The sequence below is a fragment of the Micromonospora sp. NBC_00421 genome (genome assembly GCF_036017915.1).
GTDB lineage: Bacteria > Actinomycetota > Actinomycetes > Mycobacteriales > Micromonosporaceae > Micromonospora.
In genome coordinates this window covers 3,532,950-3,547,856 of sequence record NZ_CP107929.1, presented here as the reverse complement: position 1 = coordinate 3,547,856, position 14,907 = coordinate 3,532,950, and the positions used below count along the sequence as shown (strand labels likewise).

Annotated in this window: 9 protein-coding genes and 1 pseudogene; 2 read left to right on the top strand and 8 right to left on the bottom strand. The window is 72.3% G+C overall.

Annotation, left to right across the window (positions count from 1 at the left end; translation table 11 throughout):
• The first annotated feature begins 115 nt into the window (after positions 1-115).
• Positions 116-1,627: a deoxyguanosinetriphosphate triphosphohydrolase family protein gene (locus OHQ87_RS14720; protein ID WP_328348637.1), complete on the top strand. Its 1,512-nt coding sequence runs from the start codon at positions 116-118 to the stop codon at positions 1,625-1,627.
• A 24-nt stretch (positions 1,628-1,651) separates the two neighbouring features.
• On the opposite strand, the gene OHQ87_RS14715 is transcribed toward OHQ87_RS14720, so the two are convergent.
• The 7 genes and pseudogenes from OHQ87_RS14715 to OHQ87_RS14685 all read right to left on the bottom strand — a co-directional run bounded on the left by OHQ87_RS14715 (position 1,652) and on the right by OHQ87_RS14685 (position 9,708).
• Complete coding sequence (locus tag OHQ87_RS14715; RefSeq protein WP_328348636.1) at positions 1,652-2,797, bottom strand: MBL fold metallo-hydrolase; 1,146 nt, start codon at positions 2,795-2,797, stop codon at positions 1,652-1,654.
• Between the two features lie 127 nt (positions 2,798-2,924).
• Complete coding sequence (locus tag OHQ87_RS14710; RefSeq protein WP_328348635.1) at positions 2,925-3,947, bottom strand: serine hydrolase; 1,023 nt, start codon at positions 3,945-3,947, stop codon at positions 2,925-2,927.
• 78 nt (positions 3,948-4,025) lie between these two features.
• Positions 4,026-4,712, bottom strand: a pseudogene (locus OHQ87_RS14705) (SDR family NAD(P)-dependent oxidoreductase).
• An 11-nt stretch (positions 4,713-4,723) separates the two neighbouring features.
• A complete protein-coding gene (locus OHQ87_RS14700; RefSeq protein WP_328348634.1) occupies positions 4,724-5,908 on the bottom strand; it encodes a zinc-dependent alcohol dehydrogenase in 1,185 nt (394 codons plus the stop codon).
• Between the two features lie 371 nt (positions 5,909-6,279).
• Complete coding sequence (locus OHQ87_RS14695) at positions 6,280-7,041, bottom strand: succinate dehydrogenase/fumarate reductase iron-sulfur subunit (protein ID WP_328348633.1); 762 nt, start codon at positions 7,039-7,041, stop codon at positions 6,280-6,282.
• The gene (locus tag OHQ87_RS14690) at positions 7,038-8,975 is read right to left on the bottom strand and encodes a fumarate reductase/succinate dehydrogenase flavoprotein subunit (protein ID WP_328348632.1); all 1,938 of its coding nucleotides are present in this window, start codon (positions 8,973-8,975) and stop codon (positions 7,038-7,040) included. Before OHQ87_RS14690 ends, OHQ87_RS14695 begins: the two co-directional genes overlap by 4 nt.
• 1 nt (position 8,976) lies before the next feature.
• Positions 8,977-9,708 carry a succinate dehydrogenase cytochrome b subunit gene (locus tag OHQ87_RS14685; protein WP_328348631.1) on the bottom strand — a complete coding sequence of 244 codons (732 nt, stop codon included), beginning with the start codon at positions 9,706-9,708 and terminating at the stop codon, positions 8,977-8,979.
• 29 nt (positions 9,709-9,737) lie between these two features.
• Here OHQ87_RS14685 and OHQ87_RS14680 point away from each other — a divergent pair, with 29 nt between their 5' ends.
• On the top strand, positions 9,738-10,676 hold the full coding sequence (locus OHQ87_RS14680) for a LysR family transcriptional regulator (protein WP_328348630.1): 939 nt from the start codon (positions 9,738-9,740) through the stop codon (positions 10,674-10,676).
• Positions 10,677-10,699: 23 nt separating this feature from the next.
• On the opposite strand, the gene hrpA is transcribed toward OHQ87_RS14680, so the two are convergent.
• Positions 10,700-14,755, bottom strand: a complete 4,056-nt coding sequence (gene hrpA, locus OHQ87_RS14675; protein ID WP_328348629.1) for an ATP-dependent RNA helicase HrpA — start codon at positions 14,753-14,755, stop codon at positions 10,700-10,702.
• Between the last annotated feature and the right edge of the window lie 152 nt (positions 14,756-14,907).

The following is a 14,907-nucleotide window of genomic DNA, read 5'->3' as shown; positions in this document are numbered from 1 at the left end:
TTCTGCCGCCCCGGGCCGACACCGTTGGTGACCCCCGCCCGTGCCGAACGCCAGTCCGGCCCCACCGGCGCCGAGCCGCCGTTGCCGGTCGGCCGGCTGCGCTAGCGTGGCGATCATGGAACAACCTGCGGATCCGCGTGCCCGTCGGCTCTTCGGCGGCAGTGCCCGAGCCCTCGGCGATCTGGCCACCAGCCCGTTCCGGGCCGACCGGGACCGGATCGTCGCCTCACCCTTCTTCGCCCGGCTCGGCGGGGTGACCCAGGTGATCAGCCCGGTCGGCTCCGGGCTGCTGGTGCACAACCGGCTCACCCACAGCCTCAAGGTGGCCCAGGTGGCCAGGGCGATCGCCGAGCGGCTGACCGCCGACCCGACGCACCGGGACCTGCTGGAGAAACTGGGCGGCTGCGACCCGGACGTGGTGGAGGCCGCCGCCCTCGCCCACGACCTCGGTCACCCGCCGTTCGGGCACCTGGGGGAGCGGGTGCTCGACCGGTTGGCCCGGCAGCGGCTCGGGCTGGCCGACGGGTTCGAGGGAAACGCCCAGTCGTACCGGATCGTCACCAGCACCGAGATCCGGGGCGCGGCCACCACCGGTCTCGACCTGACCGCCGCCGTCCGGGCGGCGATGCTGAAATACCCGTGGACCCGGCTGGACCACCCCGCCCCGCACCCCCGGCACCTGCGTCCCGCCCCCCGGGGTGCCGCCGCCCCGCCGGACGACCCGGACAGCGGCTCGCTGAAGTTCGGCGCGTACGGCACGGAGCTTGCCGACCTGCGGCAGGCCCGCGCGCCGTTCGCCGGGCGGATCGCCGAGTGGCAGCAGACCGTCGAGGCGTCGGTGATGGACACCGCCGACGACATCGCGTACGCCATCCACGACGTGGAGGACTTCTACCGGGTGGGGGTGCTCCAGCAGGGCACCGTCGCCGCCGAACTGATGGCCTGGCAGCGCGAGGGCGGGCACCTGCGGGCGGTCACCGACGCCGCGCTGGCCGGTGCCGCCCGCCGCCCCGGCTCGGCGATCGAGGCGCTGCGCCGGCAACTGCACCGTAAGGACGCCTGGATCGCCGACGACGACGCGTTCGCCGCCGCCGTCGAGCACGTCCGCGAGGAACTGGTGGACGGGCTGCTGGCGCTGCCCTTCGACGGTTCGATCGAGGCCGAGCAGTACGTGGCCCGGTTCTCGGCCCGGTGGACCACCCGGCTGGTCGACGCGATCACGGTGACCGCCGTCCCGGACGTGCGTTCCGGTCACGTGCTGCTGGCCAAGGCCCAGTGGCACGAGGTGCAGGTGCTCAAGTTCGTCCACCACCGGTTCGTGCTGGCCCGCCCCGACCTGGCCCTGCACCAGCGGGGCCAGGCCCGGCTGCTGGGCACCCTGGTCGAGTCGCTCTGGGAGTGGCTGCTCGACCCGGAGGAGGAGTCCCGGCTGCCGCGCCGGCTGCCCGACCTGGTGGAGCTGGCCGAGGCGGAGCTGCACCCGCGTACCCCGGACCGGATCGGCCGGGCCCGGGGCCGGGCCATCGTCGACTTCGTCGCCCAGCTCACCGACGGCCAGGCGGTGGCGATGCTGGACGTCCTGTCCGGTCGCTCCGGCGCCCTCTGGACCGACGCCTTCGTCCTCTGACAGGCGGCGACAGGAACCCTCCGGTCAGGCGATGGTCTGCCACCAGCCGTCGACCGGCGGCGGGTCGTCCACCACCACCCGCTCGCCGGGCCGGGGCACCGCCAGCCGGACGTCGCGGGCCTTGGCCTCGGCCCAGAGCCGGTCCACCGGCTCGGACCAGTCGTGCAGGGCCAGGTTGAACGTCGCCCAGTGCACCGGGACGAAGAGGCCGCCGCGCAGCTCCAGGTGGGCGGTGACCGCCTCCTCCGGGAACATGTGGATGCCCGGCCAGGCCCGGTCGTACGCGCCGATCTGCATCAGCGTCGCGTCGAACGGCCCGTGCGCGGCGCCGATCTCGGCGTACCCGTCGAAGTAGCCCGAGTCGCCGGTGTAGAAGACCCGTCGGTGCGCGCCGGCGACCACCCAGGAGCTCCACAGCGTGCCGTCGCGGCGCAGCCCCCGGCCGGAGAAGTGCTGGGCGGCGGTGGCGGTGATCTCCAGACCACCGACCCGGTGCCCCTCCGACCAGTCCAGCTCGATGATCCGGTCGGCGGGCACCCCCCACCGGTCGAGGTGCGCGCCGACGCCGAGCGGCACCAGGAACGGTGCCGACTGCCGCCGGACCAGCTCCCGGACGGTGGTCATGTCGAGGTGGTCGTAGTGGTCGTGGGAGATCAGGATCGCGTCGACGGTGGGCAGTTCGTCGAGGCGTACCGGGGGCTCGTGCAGCCGCTTCGGCCCGATCGCGGCGGACGGCGAGCAGCGGTCGCTCCATACCGGGTCGATCAGCACCCGCTGCCCCTCGATCTCGACAAGCGCCGAGGCGTGGCCGTACCAGACGATGTTCAGCTCACGGTCGACGCCTGTCGTCGGGGCCGCGGTGGGCCGCAGCAACGGGACCGGGGCGGTCGGCCGGCGGCGCTGCTGGCCGAAGAGCAGCTCCCGGAGCAGGCTGCGGTCGGGATCGCCGCCGGGCATCGTCCGGGTGGCGACCCGGTTGTGGAAGGTGCCGTCGCGGAACTGCGCGGAGCGGGCCGCCCGCTCGGCGCGTGCCCCGGTCAGCCGGCCGCCCAGCGCCGCCGGCACGTCCCGTGCCGCCCACGCCAGCCCGGCGATCGCGGCCAGCCCCGCCACCTGCCACAGCCGCCCGCCGGACGTCCGCTCGACCGTTCGCTCCGCTGGTTCCCGCATGCTCTCGTCCCCCTCGCCGGTGTCCCGCGGTACACGGTAGTCACCAGCGGACCCGTCCGCCCACGTTGCCCCGTGCTCCGCCCGACGACGGCGACCGGCGGGCGACCGGCCGGGTGCGACCGGACGGTCAGCCGCCGTTGCTGGGCCGCTGCCGGGCGACCCGGTGCCGGGGCGCGTCGGTGGCACCGGTCAGCTGCGCGGTGGCGTCCAGGATGAACCGGCCGAGCCGGGCCCGGGCCTGCACCACCGGGTGGGTGGCGCCGAAGTTGTCCCGATCGGCCTGACCGTCGGCGAAGAGCACGTACGTCAGCACGGCCGCCCCGGAGGTGTCGAACACCACGCCGGCCTCGTGCCGGGCGTCGACGAACCAGCCCGCCTTGGTGGCCACCCGGGCCCGTTCCGCCGAGGACATGGTGCGCCGGATGCCGTCGGTGAAGGCGACCGGGGAGCGCAGCAGCTTGAGCACGAGAGCGGTCGACGACGGCGAGAGCAGCGTGCCGGCGACCAGGGCGCGCAGCAGCGCGTGCATCTCCCGGGCGGTGCTGGTGCCGAGGTAGAAGCGGTTCGGGTTGGACAGCGGCTGCACCTGGGTGTCGGGGAAGCCCTTGCCGACCAGGATCCGGTTGATCTCGGCGGCCGGGCAGACCAGGCCGCAGAGCCGCGAGGCGGTGTCGTCGGAGACGGTGAGCAGGTTGGCCAGCACGTGCCCCAGCGTCACCGAGCTGGGGTAGGCGGTGTCCAGGACGAAGATGCCGTCCCCACCGGGCACCACGGTCGAGGCGGCCACCTCGACCCGCTGGTCGAGGGTGAGCAGCCCCCGGTCGATCTTGTCGAGCACCGCGACGGCCACCGCGATCTTGTTGACGCTGTACGCCTCGACCCGGCGGTCGGCCGACTCGGAGACCGCGACCAGCGGGGTGACACCGTTCTCCAGGCTGAGGTGCACCTGCCAGTTGCCCCCGGTCAGCGCCTTCTCCCGCTGGAAGGCCGCGGCGATCCTCGGGGCGACGAGTTCCGGGCTGGCGGCGGCGGCAGCGGACCGGCCCGGCCGGACGGCACCCGACGCCGGTGTGCCCCCGACGAGCACCGCCCCGGCGGTGGCGGCCGTTCCGAGTCCCAACGCGGTCCTGCGGTTCACCCTGGTGGTCACGTCTCTCCCGTCGAGTGGGGCCCCGAACTGTCCCCGGGCCACCACTCTAGGTGAGCGGACCGCCTCCCGGGTGCCCGCTCACCGACGCTGACGCCGTGCCGCGTCACCGGCCGCGATCGCCGCCCCCGTCGCGAGCGCCTTCACAGTCGGGGTGGTGATCGGCAGCGGCGGCCGGCCCGCCCGACCGGGGTAGTTCGCCGCCTGCTGGTAGACCGGCGTGTCCACACTTCCCGGGGTGACCAGGCAGACGTGCACCCCGGGCAGGTCCCGGGCCTCCTGCCGCACGGTGCGGACCAGTCCCTGCAAACCCCACTTGCTTGTCACGTAGCCGCTCATGTACGGGGCGGTGACGTGCCCGAGCACCGAGCCGGTGAGGATCAGGGTGCCCCCACCGGCCGCCCGGAAGTGCCGCAACGCCACCCGGACGACGCCTGCCGCACCGAGCAGGTCGGTGCGGACCACCTGGTCGAAGACCTCCGCCGGGACCTCCTCGAACCGGCCTTACGCCATCACCGCCGCGGTGTGCACCCACACGTCGATCCGGCCGAACTCCCGTACCGCCGCGGTGGCCAGGGAGTCGAGCGCTGCCGGGTCGGTGACGTCGGTGGGCGCCGTGCGTACCCGGTCCGCGCCGGCGTCGAGGCACTCCCGGCGTACGTCGGCCAGGGTGGTGGGGGAGCGGGCGGCGAGGACCAGACGGTCCCCGCGCCCGGCGAACTCCCGGGCCGCCGCGCGGCCGATGCCGCTGGTGGCCCCGGTGACCACCACCACCCGACTCACGGTGCCAGCACGACCTTGACGCAGCCGTCCTCCTTCTTCTGGAACATCTCGTACGCCTTCGGCGCGTCGACAAGCGGCATCCGGTGGGTACGCAGGTCCTCCACGCCCAGCGGGTCGTCGTCACCGGCCAGCAGCGGCAGGATCTCGTCGGTCCACCGCCGCACGTGGCACTGCCCCATCCGCAGTTGGATGCCCCGGTCGAACATCTCCATCAGCGGCATCGGGTCCACCTCGCCGCCGTAGACCCCGGAGATCGAGACGGTGCCGCCGCGCCGCACCGCCTTGAGGGCGGCCTTGAGCACTGTCAACCGGTCCACACCGGCCTTGTCGATCATCTTGTCGGCCAGCTTGTCCGGCAGCAGCCCGGCGGCGTGCTGGGCCAGCTTGCCGCTTGCGGAGCCGTGCGCCTCCATCCCGACCGCGTCGATCACCGCGTCCGGGCCGCGCCCGTCGACCAGGTCGACAAGTGCGCCGGGTACGTCGTCGAGCTGGCTGACGTCAAGCGTCTCGATGCCGTGCCGGCGGGCCATCTCCAGCCGCTCCGGCACCAGGTCCAGGCCGATCACCCGGCCCGCGCCGAGGTGCCGGCCGATCCGGGCGCAGAACTGCCCGACCGGGCCGAGACCGAACACGGCCAGGGTGCCGCCGGGCGGGGTGTCCGCGTACTTCACCGCCTGCCAGGCGGTGGGCAGGATGTCGCTGAGGTAGAGGTAACGCTCGTCGGCACCGGCCTGCGGGATGACGATCGGGCCGAACTGGGCCTGCGGGACCCGCAGGTACTCGGCCTGCCCGCCGGGGACCGAGCCGTAGAGCGAGGTGTAACCGAACAGCGACGCGCCCTTGCCCTCGGCGGTGACCTGGGTCGTCTCGCACTGGGCGAACAGCTGCCGCTCGCACATCCAGCAGTGCCCGCAGGCGATGTTGAACGGGACGACCACCCGGTCGCCCTTCTTGAGCCGGGTCACCCCGGAGCCGACCTCCTCGACGACGCCCATCGGCTCGTGCCCGAGGATGTCGCCGGGCTTCAGGTACGGCCCGAGCACCTCGTACAGGTGCAGGTCGGAGCCGCAGATCGCGGTCGAGGTGATCCGGACGATCGCGTCCGTCGGCGACTCGATCCTCGGATCGGGGACCTCCTCGACCCGTACGTCCCGCTTGCCCTGCCAGGTGAGTGCCTTCATGCCGCTTCCCCTCTCGGTGCCGTCCATGGGACTGCTACCCGAGCGGAGACGCTTGAACCCGCCGCAGGCCGGACGAGGTCCCCGTCCCACCGGGCCTTGATCGTGCTCGATCCACGTTGTAGTGGTCTCCGTGCGCTGTGAGGCCACTACATCCAGGATCGAGCGCGCGGGCGCACGGGACGGCGTGGGTCGCGGCATGTGGGGGGCGCGGTGAGTGGGCGCGGCGTGGGGTGCGATGCGTGGGGTGGGGCGCGGCGGCGGGCGATGGGACGGGGGGACCGCCGTACTCCCGGGACGGAACGCCCGCCGCACCCCCCGGGTCGGGGTGCGGCGGGCGGTGGGTCGACGGCGGGCGGGGGCCGCCGGTGTGGTCAGGAACCCGGGGTGTCGCCGCGCCTGGCGGTGGCGGTGAGGTAGTCCCGGTTGAGCCGGCCGATGGTGTTCAGCGGGATGCCCTTGGGGCAGACCGCGGTGCACTCGCCCGCGTTGGTGCAACCGCCGAAGCCGGCCTCGTCGTGCGCGTCGACCATGCCGATCACCCGGGTGTAGCGCTCCGGCTGGCCCTGCGGCAGCAGCGAGAGTTGGGTGACCTTGGCGGCGGTGAAGAGCATTCCGGAGCCGTTCGGGCAGGCTGCCACGCAGGCGCCGCAGCCGATGCAGGCGGCCGACTCGAAGGCGGCGTCGGCGTCGGCCTTGGCCACCGGGGCGGCGTGGGCCTCGGGGGCGCTGCCGGTCGGCGCGGTGATGTAGCCACCGGCCGCGATGATCTTGTCGAAGGCGTTCCGGTCGACCACCAGGTCCTTGATCACCGGGAAGGCGCGGGCCCGCCACGGCTCGATGTCGATCGTCTCGCCGTCGGAGAACTGCCGCATGTGCAGCTGGCAGGCGGTGGTGCCGCGCTGCGGCCCGTGCGCGTCCCCGTTGATCATGAGTCCGCACATGCCGCAGATGCCCTCGCGGCAGTCGTGGTCGAACGCGACAGGCTCCTCCCCGGCGAGGATCAGCCGCTCGTTGAGCACGTCCAGCATCTCCAGGAACGACATGTCGGGGGAGACGTCGTCGACCGGGTAGGTCACCATCCGCCCCTTGTCCTGGGGGCCGGACTGACGCCAGATGCGCAGGGTCAGGTTCACTTGTAGCTCCGCTGCGTGGGGTGGACGTACTCGAAGGTCAGGTCTTCCTTGTGCAGCACGGCCGGCTCACCGGTGCCGGTGTACTCCCAGGCCGCCACGTAGGCGAACCGGTCGTCGTCGCGCTGCGCCTCGCCGTCCGGGGTCTGGTGCTCGGCCCGGAAGTGACCGCCGCAGGACTCCTCCCGGTGCAGGGCGTCGACGCACATCAGCTCGGCCAGCTCGAAGAAGTCGGCCACCCGGCCGGCCTTCTCCAGCGACTGGTTCAGCCCTTCGCCGTCGCCCGGCACCCGGACCCGCTGCCAGAACTGCTCCCGCAGCGCCCGGATCTCGTCGATCGCCTTGCGCAGCCCGGCCTCGGAGCGCTCCATCCCGCAGTGCTCCCACATGATCTGGCCCAGCTCCCGGTGGAACGAGTCCACCGTCCGGTCACCGTCGACGGCGAGCAGCCGGGCGATCCGGTCCTCCACCTCGCGCCGGGCCCGCACCGCCGACGGATGGCTGGCGTCGATCTTCTCCAGCGGCCCGGACGCCAGGTAGTGGGCGATCGTGGTGGGCAGCACGAAGTACCCGTCGGCCAGGCCCTGCATCAGCGCCGACGCGCCGAGCCGGTTCGCGCCGTGGTCGGAGAAGTTCGCCTCGCCGATCACGAACAGGCCGGGGATGGTCGACTGGAGGTCGTAGTCGACCCAGAGACCGCCCATCGTGTAGTGCACGGCCGGGTAGATCCGCATCGGGACCTGGTACGGATCCTCGCCGGTGATCCGCTCGTACATCTCGAACAGGTTGCCGTACTTGGCCTCGATGGCCTTACGGCCGAGCCGGTCGATCGCGTCGGCGAAGTCGAGGTAGACGCCGAGCTTGGTCGGCCCGACGCCCCGGCCCTCGTCGCAGACGTTCTTGGCGGCGCGGGAGGCGATGTCCCGGGGGACCAGGTTGCCGAAGGAGGGGTAGATCCGCTCCAGGTAGTAGTCCCGCTCGTCCTCCGGAATGTCCCGGGGGGCGCGGTCGTCGTCCTTGTTCTGCGGCACCCAGACCCGGCCGTCGTTGCGCAGCGACTCGCTCATCAGGGTCAGCTTCGACTGGTGGTCGCCGGAGACCGGGATGCAGGTCGGGTGGATCTGGGTGTAGCAGGGGTTGGCGAAGTACGCGCCCTTGCGGTGCGCCCGCCAGCTGGCGGTGACGTTGCAGCCCTTGGCGTTTGTGGAGAGGTAGAAGACGTTGCCGTAGCCGCCGGAGGCGAGCACCACCGCGTCGGCCATCTCGGTGCTGATCTCACCGGTGACCATGTCCCGCACCACGATGCCGCGCGCCTTGCCGTCCACGACGACCAGCTCCAGCATCTCGTGCCTGGTGTGCATCTCGACGTTGCCCAGGCCGATCTGCCGCTCCAGCGCCTGGTACGCGCCGAGCAGCAGCTGCTGGCCGGTCTGCCCCCGGGCGTAGAAGGTGCGCTGCACCTGCGCGCCACCGAAGGACCGGGTGTCCAGCAGTCCGCCGTACTCGCGGGCGAACGGTACGCCCTGGGCGACGCACTGGTCGATGATGTTGACGGACACCTCGGCGAGCCGGTGCACGTTCGACTCGCGGGAGCGGAAGTCGCCGCCCTTGACGGTGTCGTAGAAGAGCCGGTGCACCGAGTCACCGTCGTTGCGGTAGTTCTTGGCGGCGTTGATGCCCCCCTGCGCGGCGATCGAGTGCGCCCGGCGCGGGCTGTCCTGGTAGCAGTAGCTCCTGACCCGGTAGCCCTGCTCGGCGAGGGTGGCGGCGGCGGAGCCACCGGCCAGGCCGGTGCCTACCACGATCACCGTCATCTTCCGTCGGTTCGCCGGGTTGACCAGCTTGGCCTCGAAGCGGCGGGTCTCCCAGCGCTTCTCGACAGGGCCGTCGGGAGCCTTCGTGTCGGCGACCGGGTCGCCCTCGGTGAAGAGTTCCATGTCAGGACACCAATCCGGTGAGTACGGCGAACGGGACCACCAGGTAGCCGGCGCAGAGCACGACGGCGAAGACCAGCGCGGCGGTACGGGCCCGGCGCTCACCCCGGGGGGTCTGCTGACCGAGGCTGCGCAGCGCGCTGAACACGCCGTGCCGCAGGTGGAAGCCGACGGTGACGATCGCCAGGGTGTAGAAGAGCGTCACGTACCAGCGTTCCGGGGCGAAGTCGGCGACCACGTTGCCGTACGGGTTGCTGGCGTCGCCTACCGGGTTCAGGGTGCCGGTGGTCAGGTCCAGGATGTGGTAGATCACGAAGAGCAGGATGATCACCCCGCCCCAGCGCATGGTGCGCGCGGCGTAGCTGCCCTGGACCTTCTTGCGGTGGGCGTAGCGCACCGGGCGGGCGGCACGGGCCCGTACGGCCAGCACTGTCGCCGCCCAGATGTGCGCGACGACGGCGACCACCAGCGCGGTGCGCAGGATCCACAGGAACCACACGCCCGGCAGCAGCGGCTTGCCGATGTCGCGCAACCAGTGGGCGTAGTGGTCGAACGAGGTCTCGCCGGTGAACACCTTGAGGTTGCCGAGCATGTGGGCGACGAGGAACAGCACCAGCAGGATGCCCGTCACCGCCATGACGGCCTTCAGGCCGACGTTCGAGCGGATGGGCGACCGAGTTTTCGTGATTACCACCTGACCGACGCTAGGAGTCCTGCGACCAGTCGTCCAATGCATCGAACTCGCAGTCTCGATAGCCGTAAGCTATGAAGATGCAGCTCCATCAGCTGAGGTACTTCGTCGCGGTGGCCGAAGTGCGACATTTCACCCAAGCCGCCGACATCGTCGGCATAACCCAGCCGTCGTTGAGTAAGCAAGTTCACGCCCTGGAGACCGACCTCGGTGCCCCGCTGTTCGAGCGGGTAAGGGGAAACATCACCCTGACCGCCGCCGGTGAGGTGCTGCTGCCGCTTGCCAAACGCATCCTCGCCGACGTGGACACCGCCACCCGGGAGGTCCAGGAACTGGTCGGCCTGCGCCGGGGCCGGGTCCGGCTCGGTGCCACCCCCAGCCTGGCCACCTCGCTCGCCCCACCGGTGCTGCGCCGGTTCCGCGACGCCCACCCCGCAGTCGACCTGCGGGTCGAGGAGAGCGGCTCCCAGGACCTGGTCCGGGACCTGCTGCGCGGCGACCTCGACCTCGCCCTGATCATCATGCCGGCCCAGGGCGCCGACCCCGGGCTGCGGGTCGACCCGATCCTGCGGGAGAGCCTGGTGGTCGCCTCGGTGGATCCGCTGCCCGCCGCCTCGGGCAGCGGTGAGCTGCGGATCACCGACCTGCGCGGGCAACCGCTCGTGATGTTCCGCGAGGGCTACGACCTGCGCGACGCCACCATCCAGGCCTGCCGGGAGGCCGGGTTCGAGCCCACCTTCTCGGTCGACGGCGGCGAGATGGACGCGGTGCTCAGCTTCGTCGAGGCCGGGCTCGGCGTCGCCCTGGTGCCGGGCATCGTGGTCAGCCGCCGCCCCGGCGTCCGGGTCACCCGGCTCGCCCCGCCCGGCGTGCGCCGGACCATCGCGGTGGCCCGCCGCCGCGACGTCGTACCCACCCACGCCGGGCGGGAGCTGCGCCGCATCCTCCTCGACTACGTGCACGCGGCCACCACCACCGGCGAGCTGCCGCCGGGGGTGGAACCACTTGCGTGACCAGCGGGCCTCGGCGTCGTCGGTCAGCGGGCTTCGGCGTCGTCCATCGCGCGGTAGATGCGCTGCTCGGAGACCGGGTACGGGGTGCCGAGGGCCTGGGCGAAGACGTTCACCCGCAGCTCCTCGATCATCCAGCGGATCTGCCGTACCGGGGCTGCGGCGCGGCGGGGCGGGGGCAGCCCGGCCAACAGGTCCCGGTACTCCTTCTGCACCGTGGCGATCCGGTCCTGCTGGGCCCTGTCCCGTTGCGGGTTGGCGGTCAACCGGTCCAGCCGGCGTTCCATCGCGGTCAGGTAGCGCAGCAGGTCGGGCAGCCGGGCGTAGCCGGCCTCGGTGACGAAGCCGTCGTGCACCAGGCCGGTGAGCTGCTGACGCAGGTCGGCGAGGGCGGCCACCACCGCCAGGTTGCGGGTCGCGCCGAGGCGCTGCTCCACCGCGTACGCCGCGGCGAGCACCTGGCGGACCCGGCCCATCACCTCGACCACCGTGTCGACCAGGTCGGCGCGCACCCTGTCGCGCAGGGCGGCGAAGCCGTCGGCGTCCCAGGCCGGCCCGCCCGCGTCGGCGACCAGCTTGTCGATGGCGGCCCCGGCGACGTCGGCGATGAGCTGCTGCACCCCCCCGTGCGGGTTGCGGCTCAGCGCCAGCTTCGCCTCGTTGCTCAGCCGCCCCTGGAGGAACTGCGCCGGTGACGGCACGGTCAGCCGTAGCAGCCGCCGGGTGCCCGCCCAGTGCGCGGCGGCCTGCTCGGCCTCCGAGTCGAAGACCTTCACCCCGACCGTGGTGCCCTCGTCCACCAGCGCCGGGTAGGCGGTCACCGCGTAGCCGGCGCGTACCTGCTCGATGGTGCGGGGCAGGGTGCCGATGCTCCACGCGGTGAGCCCGGTGCGGGCCACCTCGGGCGCGGCGGCGGCCACCACCTGGCGTACCTCCTGGCGGAGCTGGCGTTGCAGGGCCGGCAGGTCCTTGCCCTCGGCGACCGGCTTGTCCTCGTCGCCGATCACCCGGAACGTCACCCGCAGGTGCGGCGGCAACTTCGCCGGCTCCCACGCCTCCCGGGGGACGTTCACCCCGGTCATCCGGCGCAACTGCCGGGCCAGCGCGTCCAGCAGCGGCTCCTCGCCCGGGGTGATCGCGGCGAGCGCCGCACGGGCGAAGTCCGGCACCGGGACGAAGTTGCGCCGGACCGGTTTGGGCAGCGACCGGATCAACGCGATCACCAACTCCTCGCGCAGCCCCGGTACCTGCCAGTCGAAGCTCTCCGCCGGCACCTGGTTGAGCAGCGGCAGCGGGATGTCGACGGTGACGCCGTCGGTGGGCGCGGTCGGGTCGAAGGTGTACGTCAGCGGCAGGGTCACCCCGTCGGCCCGCCACTCGTCCGGGAAGTCGGCCTCGTCGACCCCGCCGCGCCCGGCGTTGACAAGCAGTTCCCGGGTGAAGGTGAGCAGGTCGGGCTGCTCGTGCCGGGCCTTCTTCCACCAGGCGTCGAAGTGTCGTCCGGAGACCACGTCGGCGGGGATGCGCTGGTCGTAGAAGGCGAAGATGCTCTCGTCGTCGACCAGGATGTCCCGGCGGCGGGCCCGGTTCTCCAACTCCTCGATCTCGGCGAGCAGCCGACGATTGTCCCGCCAGAACGGGTGGTGGGTCTGCCAGTCGCCCTCGACCAGGGCGTGCCTGATGAACAGCTCCCGGCTCAGCACCGGGTCGATCCGCCCGAAGTTGACCTTGCGGGAGGTGACAAGCGGGACGCCGTACAGGGTGACCTTCTCGTAGGCCATGACGGCGGCCTGGTTCTTCTCCCAGTGCGGCTCGCTGTAGCTGCGCTTGACCAGGTGCTGGGCCAGCGGCTCCACCCACTCCGGCTCGACCCGCCCGGCGACCCGGCCCCACAGCCGGGAGGTCTCCACCAGTTCGGCTGCCATCACCCAGCGCGGCGGCTTCCTGAACAGCGCCGAACCGGGGAAGACCGCGAACTTCGCCCCCCGCGCGCCCAGGTACTCGTGCTTCTGGGCGTCCTTGAGCCCGATGTGCGACAGCAGGCCGGGCAGCAGCGACTGGTGCACCTTCGGGGTGTCGATCTCCTCCGGCAGGTCGGCGGCCGGGCCGCGCCGGCCCCGGTCGGCCGTCGGCGGCGTCGCGCCCCGCCGGCCCCGCCGCCCGTCACCCTGTTCCGGGGTACGCAGCACCTGGCGCAACTGGGCGACGATGTCCTGCCACTCGCGGACCCGCAGGTAGTTGAGGTATTCCGCCCGGCACATCCGGCGGAACGCGCTGGACGACAGCTCCCGCTGCTGCTCGCGCAGGTAACGCCAGAGGTTGAGGAACGACACGAAGTCGGACTCCTTGTCGGCGAACCGGGCGTGCGCCTGGTCGGCCTGGGCCTGCTTCTCCGCCGGCCGCTCCCGGGGGTCCTGGATCGACAGCGCCGCGGCGATCACCAGCACCTCGGTGGCACAGCCGTTGCGTTCGCCCTCGATGACCATCCGGGCCAGCCGGGGATCGACCGGGAGCTGGGCCAGCCGCCGGCCCAACGGGGTGAGTCGCTTGGCCGGGTCGGCCTCGGTCGGGTCCAGCGCGCCCAGCTCGTGCAGCAGGTTGACCCCGTCGGTGACGTTGCGCCGGTCCGGCGGGTCGATGAACGGGAACGCGGCGAGGTCACCGAGGCCGATCGCGGTCATCTGGAGGATGACCGAGGCGAGGTTGGTGCGCAGGATCTCCGGGTCGGTGAACTCCGGCCGGGAGGCGAAGTCCTGCTCGTCGTAGAGCCGGATGCAGATGCCGTCGGAGGTCCGGCCGCAGCGGCCCTTACGCTGGTTGGCCGAGGCCTGGGAGACCGGTTCGATGGGCAGCCGCTGCACCTTCAACCGGCTGGAGTAGCGGGAGATCCGGGCCGATCCCGGGTCCACCACGTACTTGATGCCGGGGACGGTCAGCGAGGTCTCCGCGACGTTGGTGGCGAGCACCACCCGGCGTCCGGGGTGGGCGGCGAAGACCCGGTGCTGCTCGGCGGCCGACAGCCGGGCGTAGAGCGGCAGGATCTCGGTGCCCAGCAGCGAGCGTTTCGACTGGGTCAGCTTGCCCAGCGCCTCGGCGGTGTCCCGGATCTCCCGTTCGCCGCTGAGGAAGACCAGGATGTCGCCCGGCCCCTCGGCGGCCAGCTCCTGCACCGCGTCGCCGATCGCCTGGATCTGGTCGCGGACGTTCTCCTCGTCGTCGCCCTCGTCCTCGTCACCCTCTGTCACCTCGACCAGCGGCCGGTAGCGCACCTCCACCGGATAGGTCCGTCCGGATACCTCGACGATCGGCGCGGGCCTGCCCTCGGCGTCGGCGAAGTGCTCGGCGAACCGGGCGGTCTCGATGGTCGCCGAGGTGATGACCACCTTGAGGTCGGGACGGCGGGGGAGCAGCTGACGCAGGTAGCCGAGGATGAAGTCGATGTTGAGGCTGCGCTCGTGCGCCTCGTCGATGATCAACGTGTCGTACTGGCGCAGCATCCGGTCGGTCTGCAACTCGGCCAGCAGGATGCCGTCGGTCATCAGCTTGACCAGGCTGCGGTCGCTCACCTGGTCGGTGAAGCGCACCTTGTAGCCGACCACGTCGCCCAGCTCGGTGCCGAGTTCCTCGGCGATCCGGTCGGCGACCGTCCGGGCGGCCAACCGGCGGGGTTGGGTGTGCCCGATCAGCCCGGTGACCCCGCGCCCCAGCTCCAGGCAGATCTTGGGCAGCTGGGTGGTCTTGCCGGAGCCGGTCTCGCCGGCCACGATCACCACCTGGTGGTCCCGGATGGCGGCGGCGATGTCGTCGCGGCGCTCGCTGACCGGCAACTGCGCCGGATAGGTGATGGTCGGCACGGCGGCCCGCCGGGCGGCCAGCCGGGACTCCGCCCGGGACACCTCCCCGGCGATCTCGACAAGCGCCTCGTCGCGTCGCTGCGGGTCGCGCAGCTTGCGTACCCCGTCCAGCCGACGCTGGAGGCGGCGCTGGTCGCGGAACATCAGCGGGGTGAGGCGGCGGTGCAGCTCACGGGCGGAAACGGCGTCGGCGGGCGTGGCGGGGCCGGAGGCGGTTGGATTCTGCATGTCGTCGCCAAGGATAGGCAGTGCGCCGCCGGACCGCCCCCGGGTTACGCCCTCGCGGCGCAGCGCGGCTCCCCGCAGCCCCCGGTGGCCCGGTCCGGATGCGGTCGCGTCCGCCGGAGCGCTGCCCGGGAAACCAGCTGTCGCCGGGCTAC

Excerpts from the sequence above, each read along its gene's own strand:
- OHQ87_RS14720 (WP_328348637.1), top strand. The coding sequence starts at position 116 with ATGGAACAACCTGCGGATCCGCGTGCCCGTCGGCTCTTCGGCGGCAGT.
- OHQ87_RS14715 (WP_328348636.1), bottom strand. The coding sequence starts at position 2,797 with ATGCGGGAACCAGCGGAGCGAACGGTCGAGCGGACGTCCGGCGGGCGG.
- OHQ87_RS14700 (WP_328348634.1), bottom strand. The coding sequence starts at position 5,908 with ATGAAGGCACTCACCTGGCAGGGCAAGCGGGACGTACGGGTCGAGGAG.
- OHQ87_RS14690 (WP_328348632.1), bottom strand. The coding sequence starts at position 8,975 with ATGGAACTCTTCACCGAGGGCGACCCGGTCGCCGACACGAAGGCTCCC.
- OHQ87_RS14685 (WP_328348631.1), bottom strand. The coding sequence starts at position 9,708 with ATGCATTGGACGACTGGTCGCAGGACTCCTAGCGTCGGTCAGGTGGTA.
- OHQ87_RS14680 (WP_328348630.1), top strand. The coding sequence starts at position 9,738 with ATGAAGATGCAGCTCCATCAGCTGAGGTACTTCGTCGCGGTGGCCGAA.
- hrpA (WP_328348629.1), bottom strand. The coding sequence starts at position 14,755 with ATGCAGAATCCAACCGCCTCCGGCCCCGCCACGCCCGCCGACGCCGTT.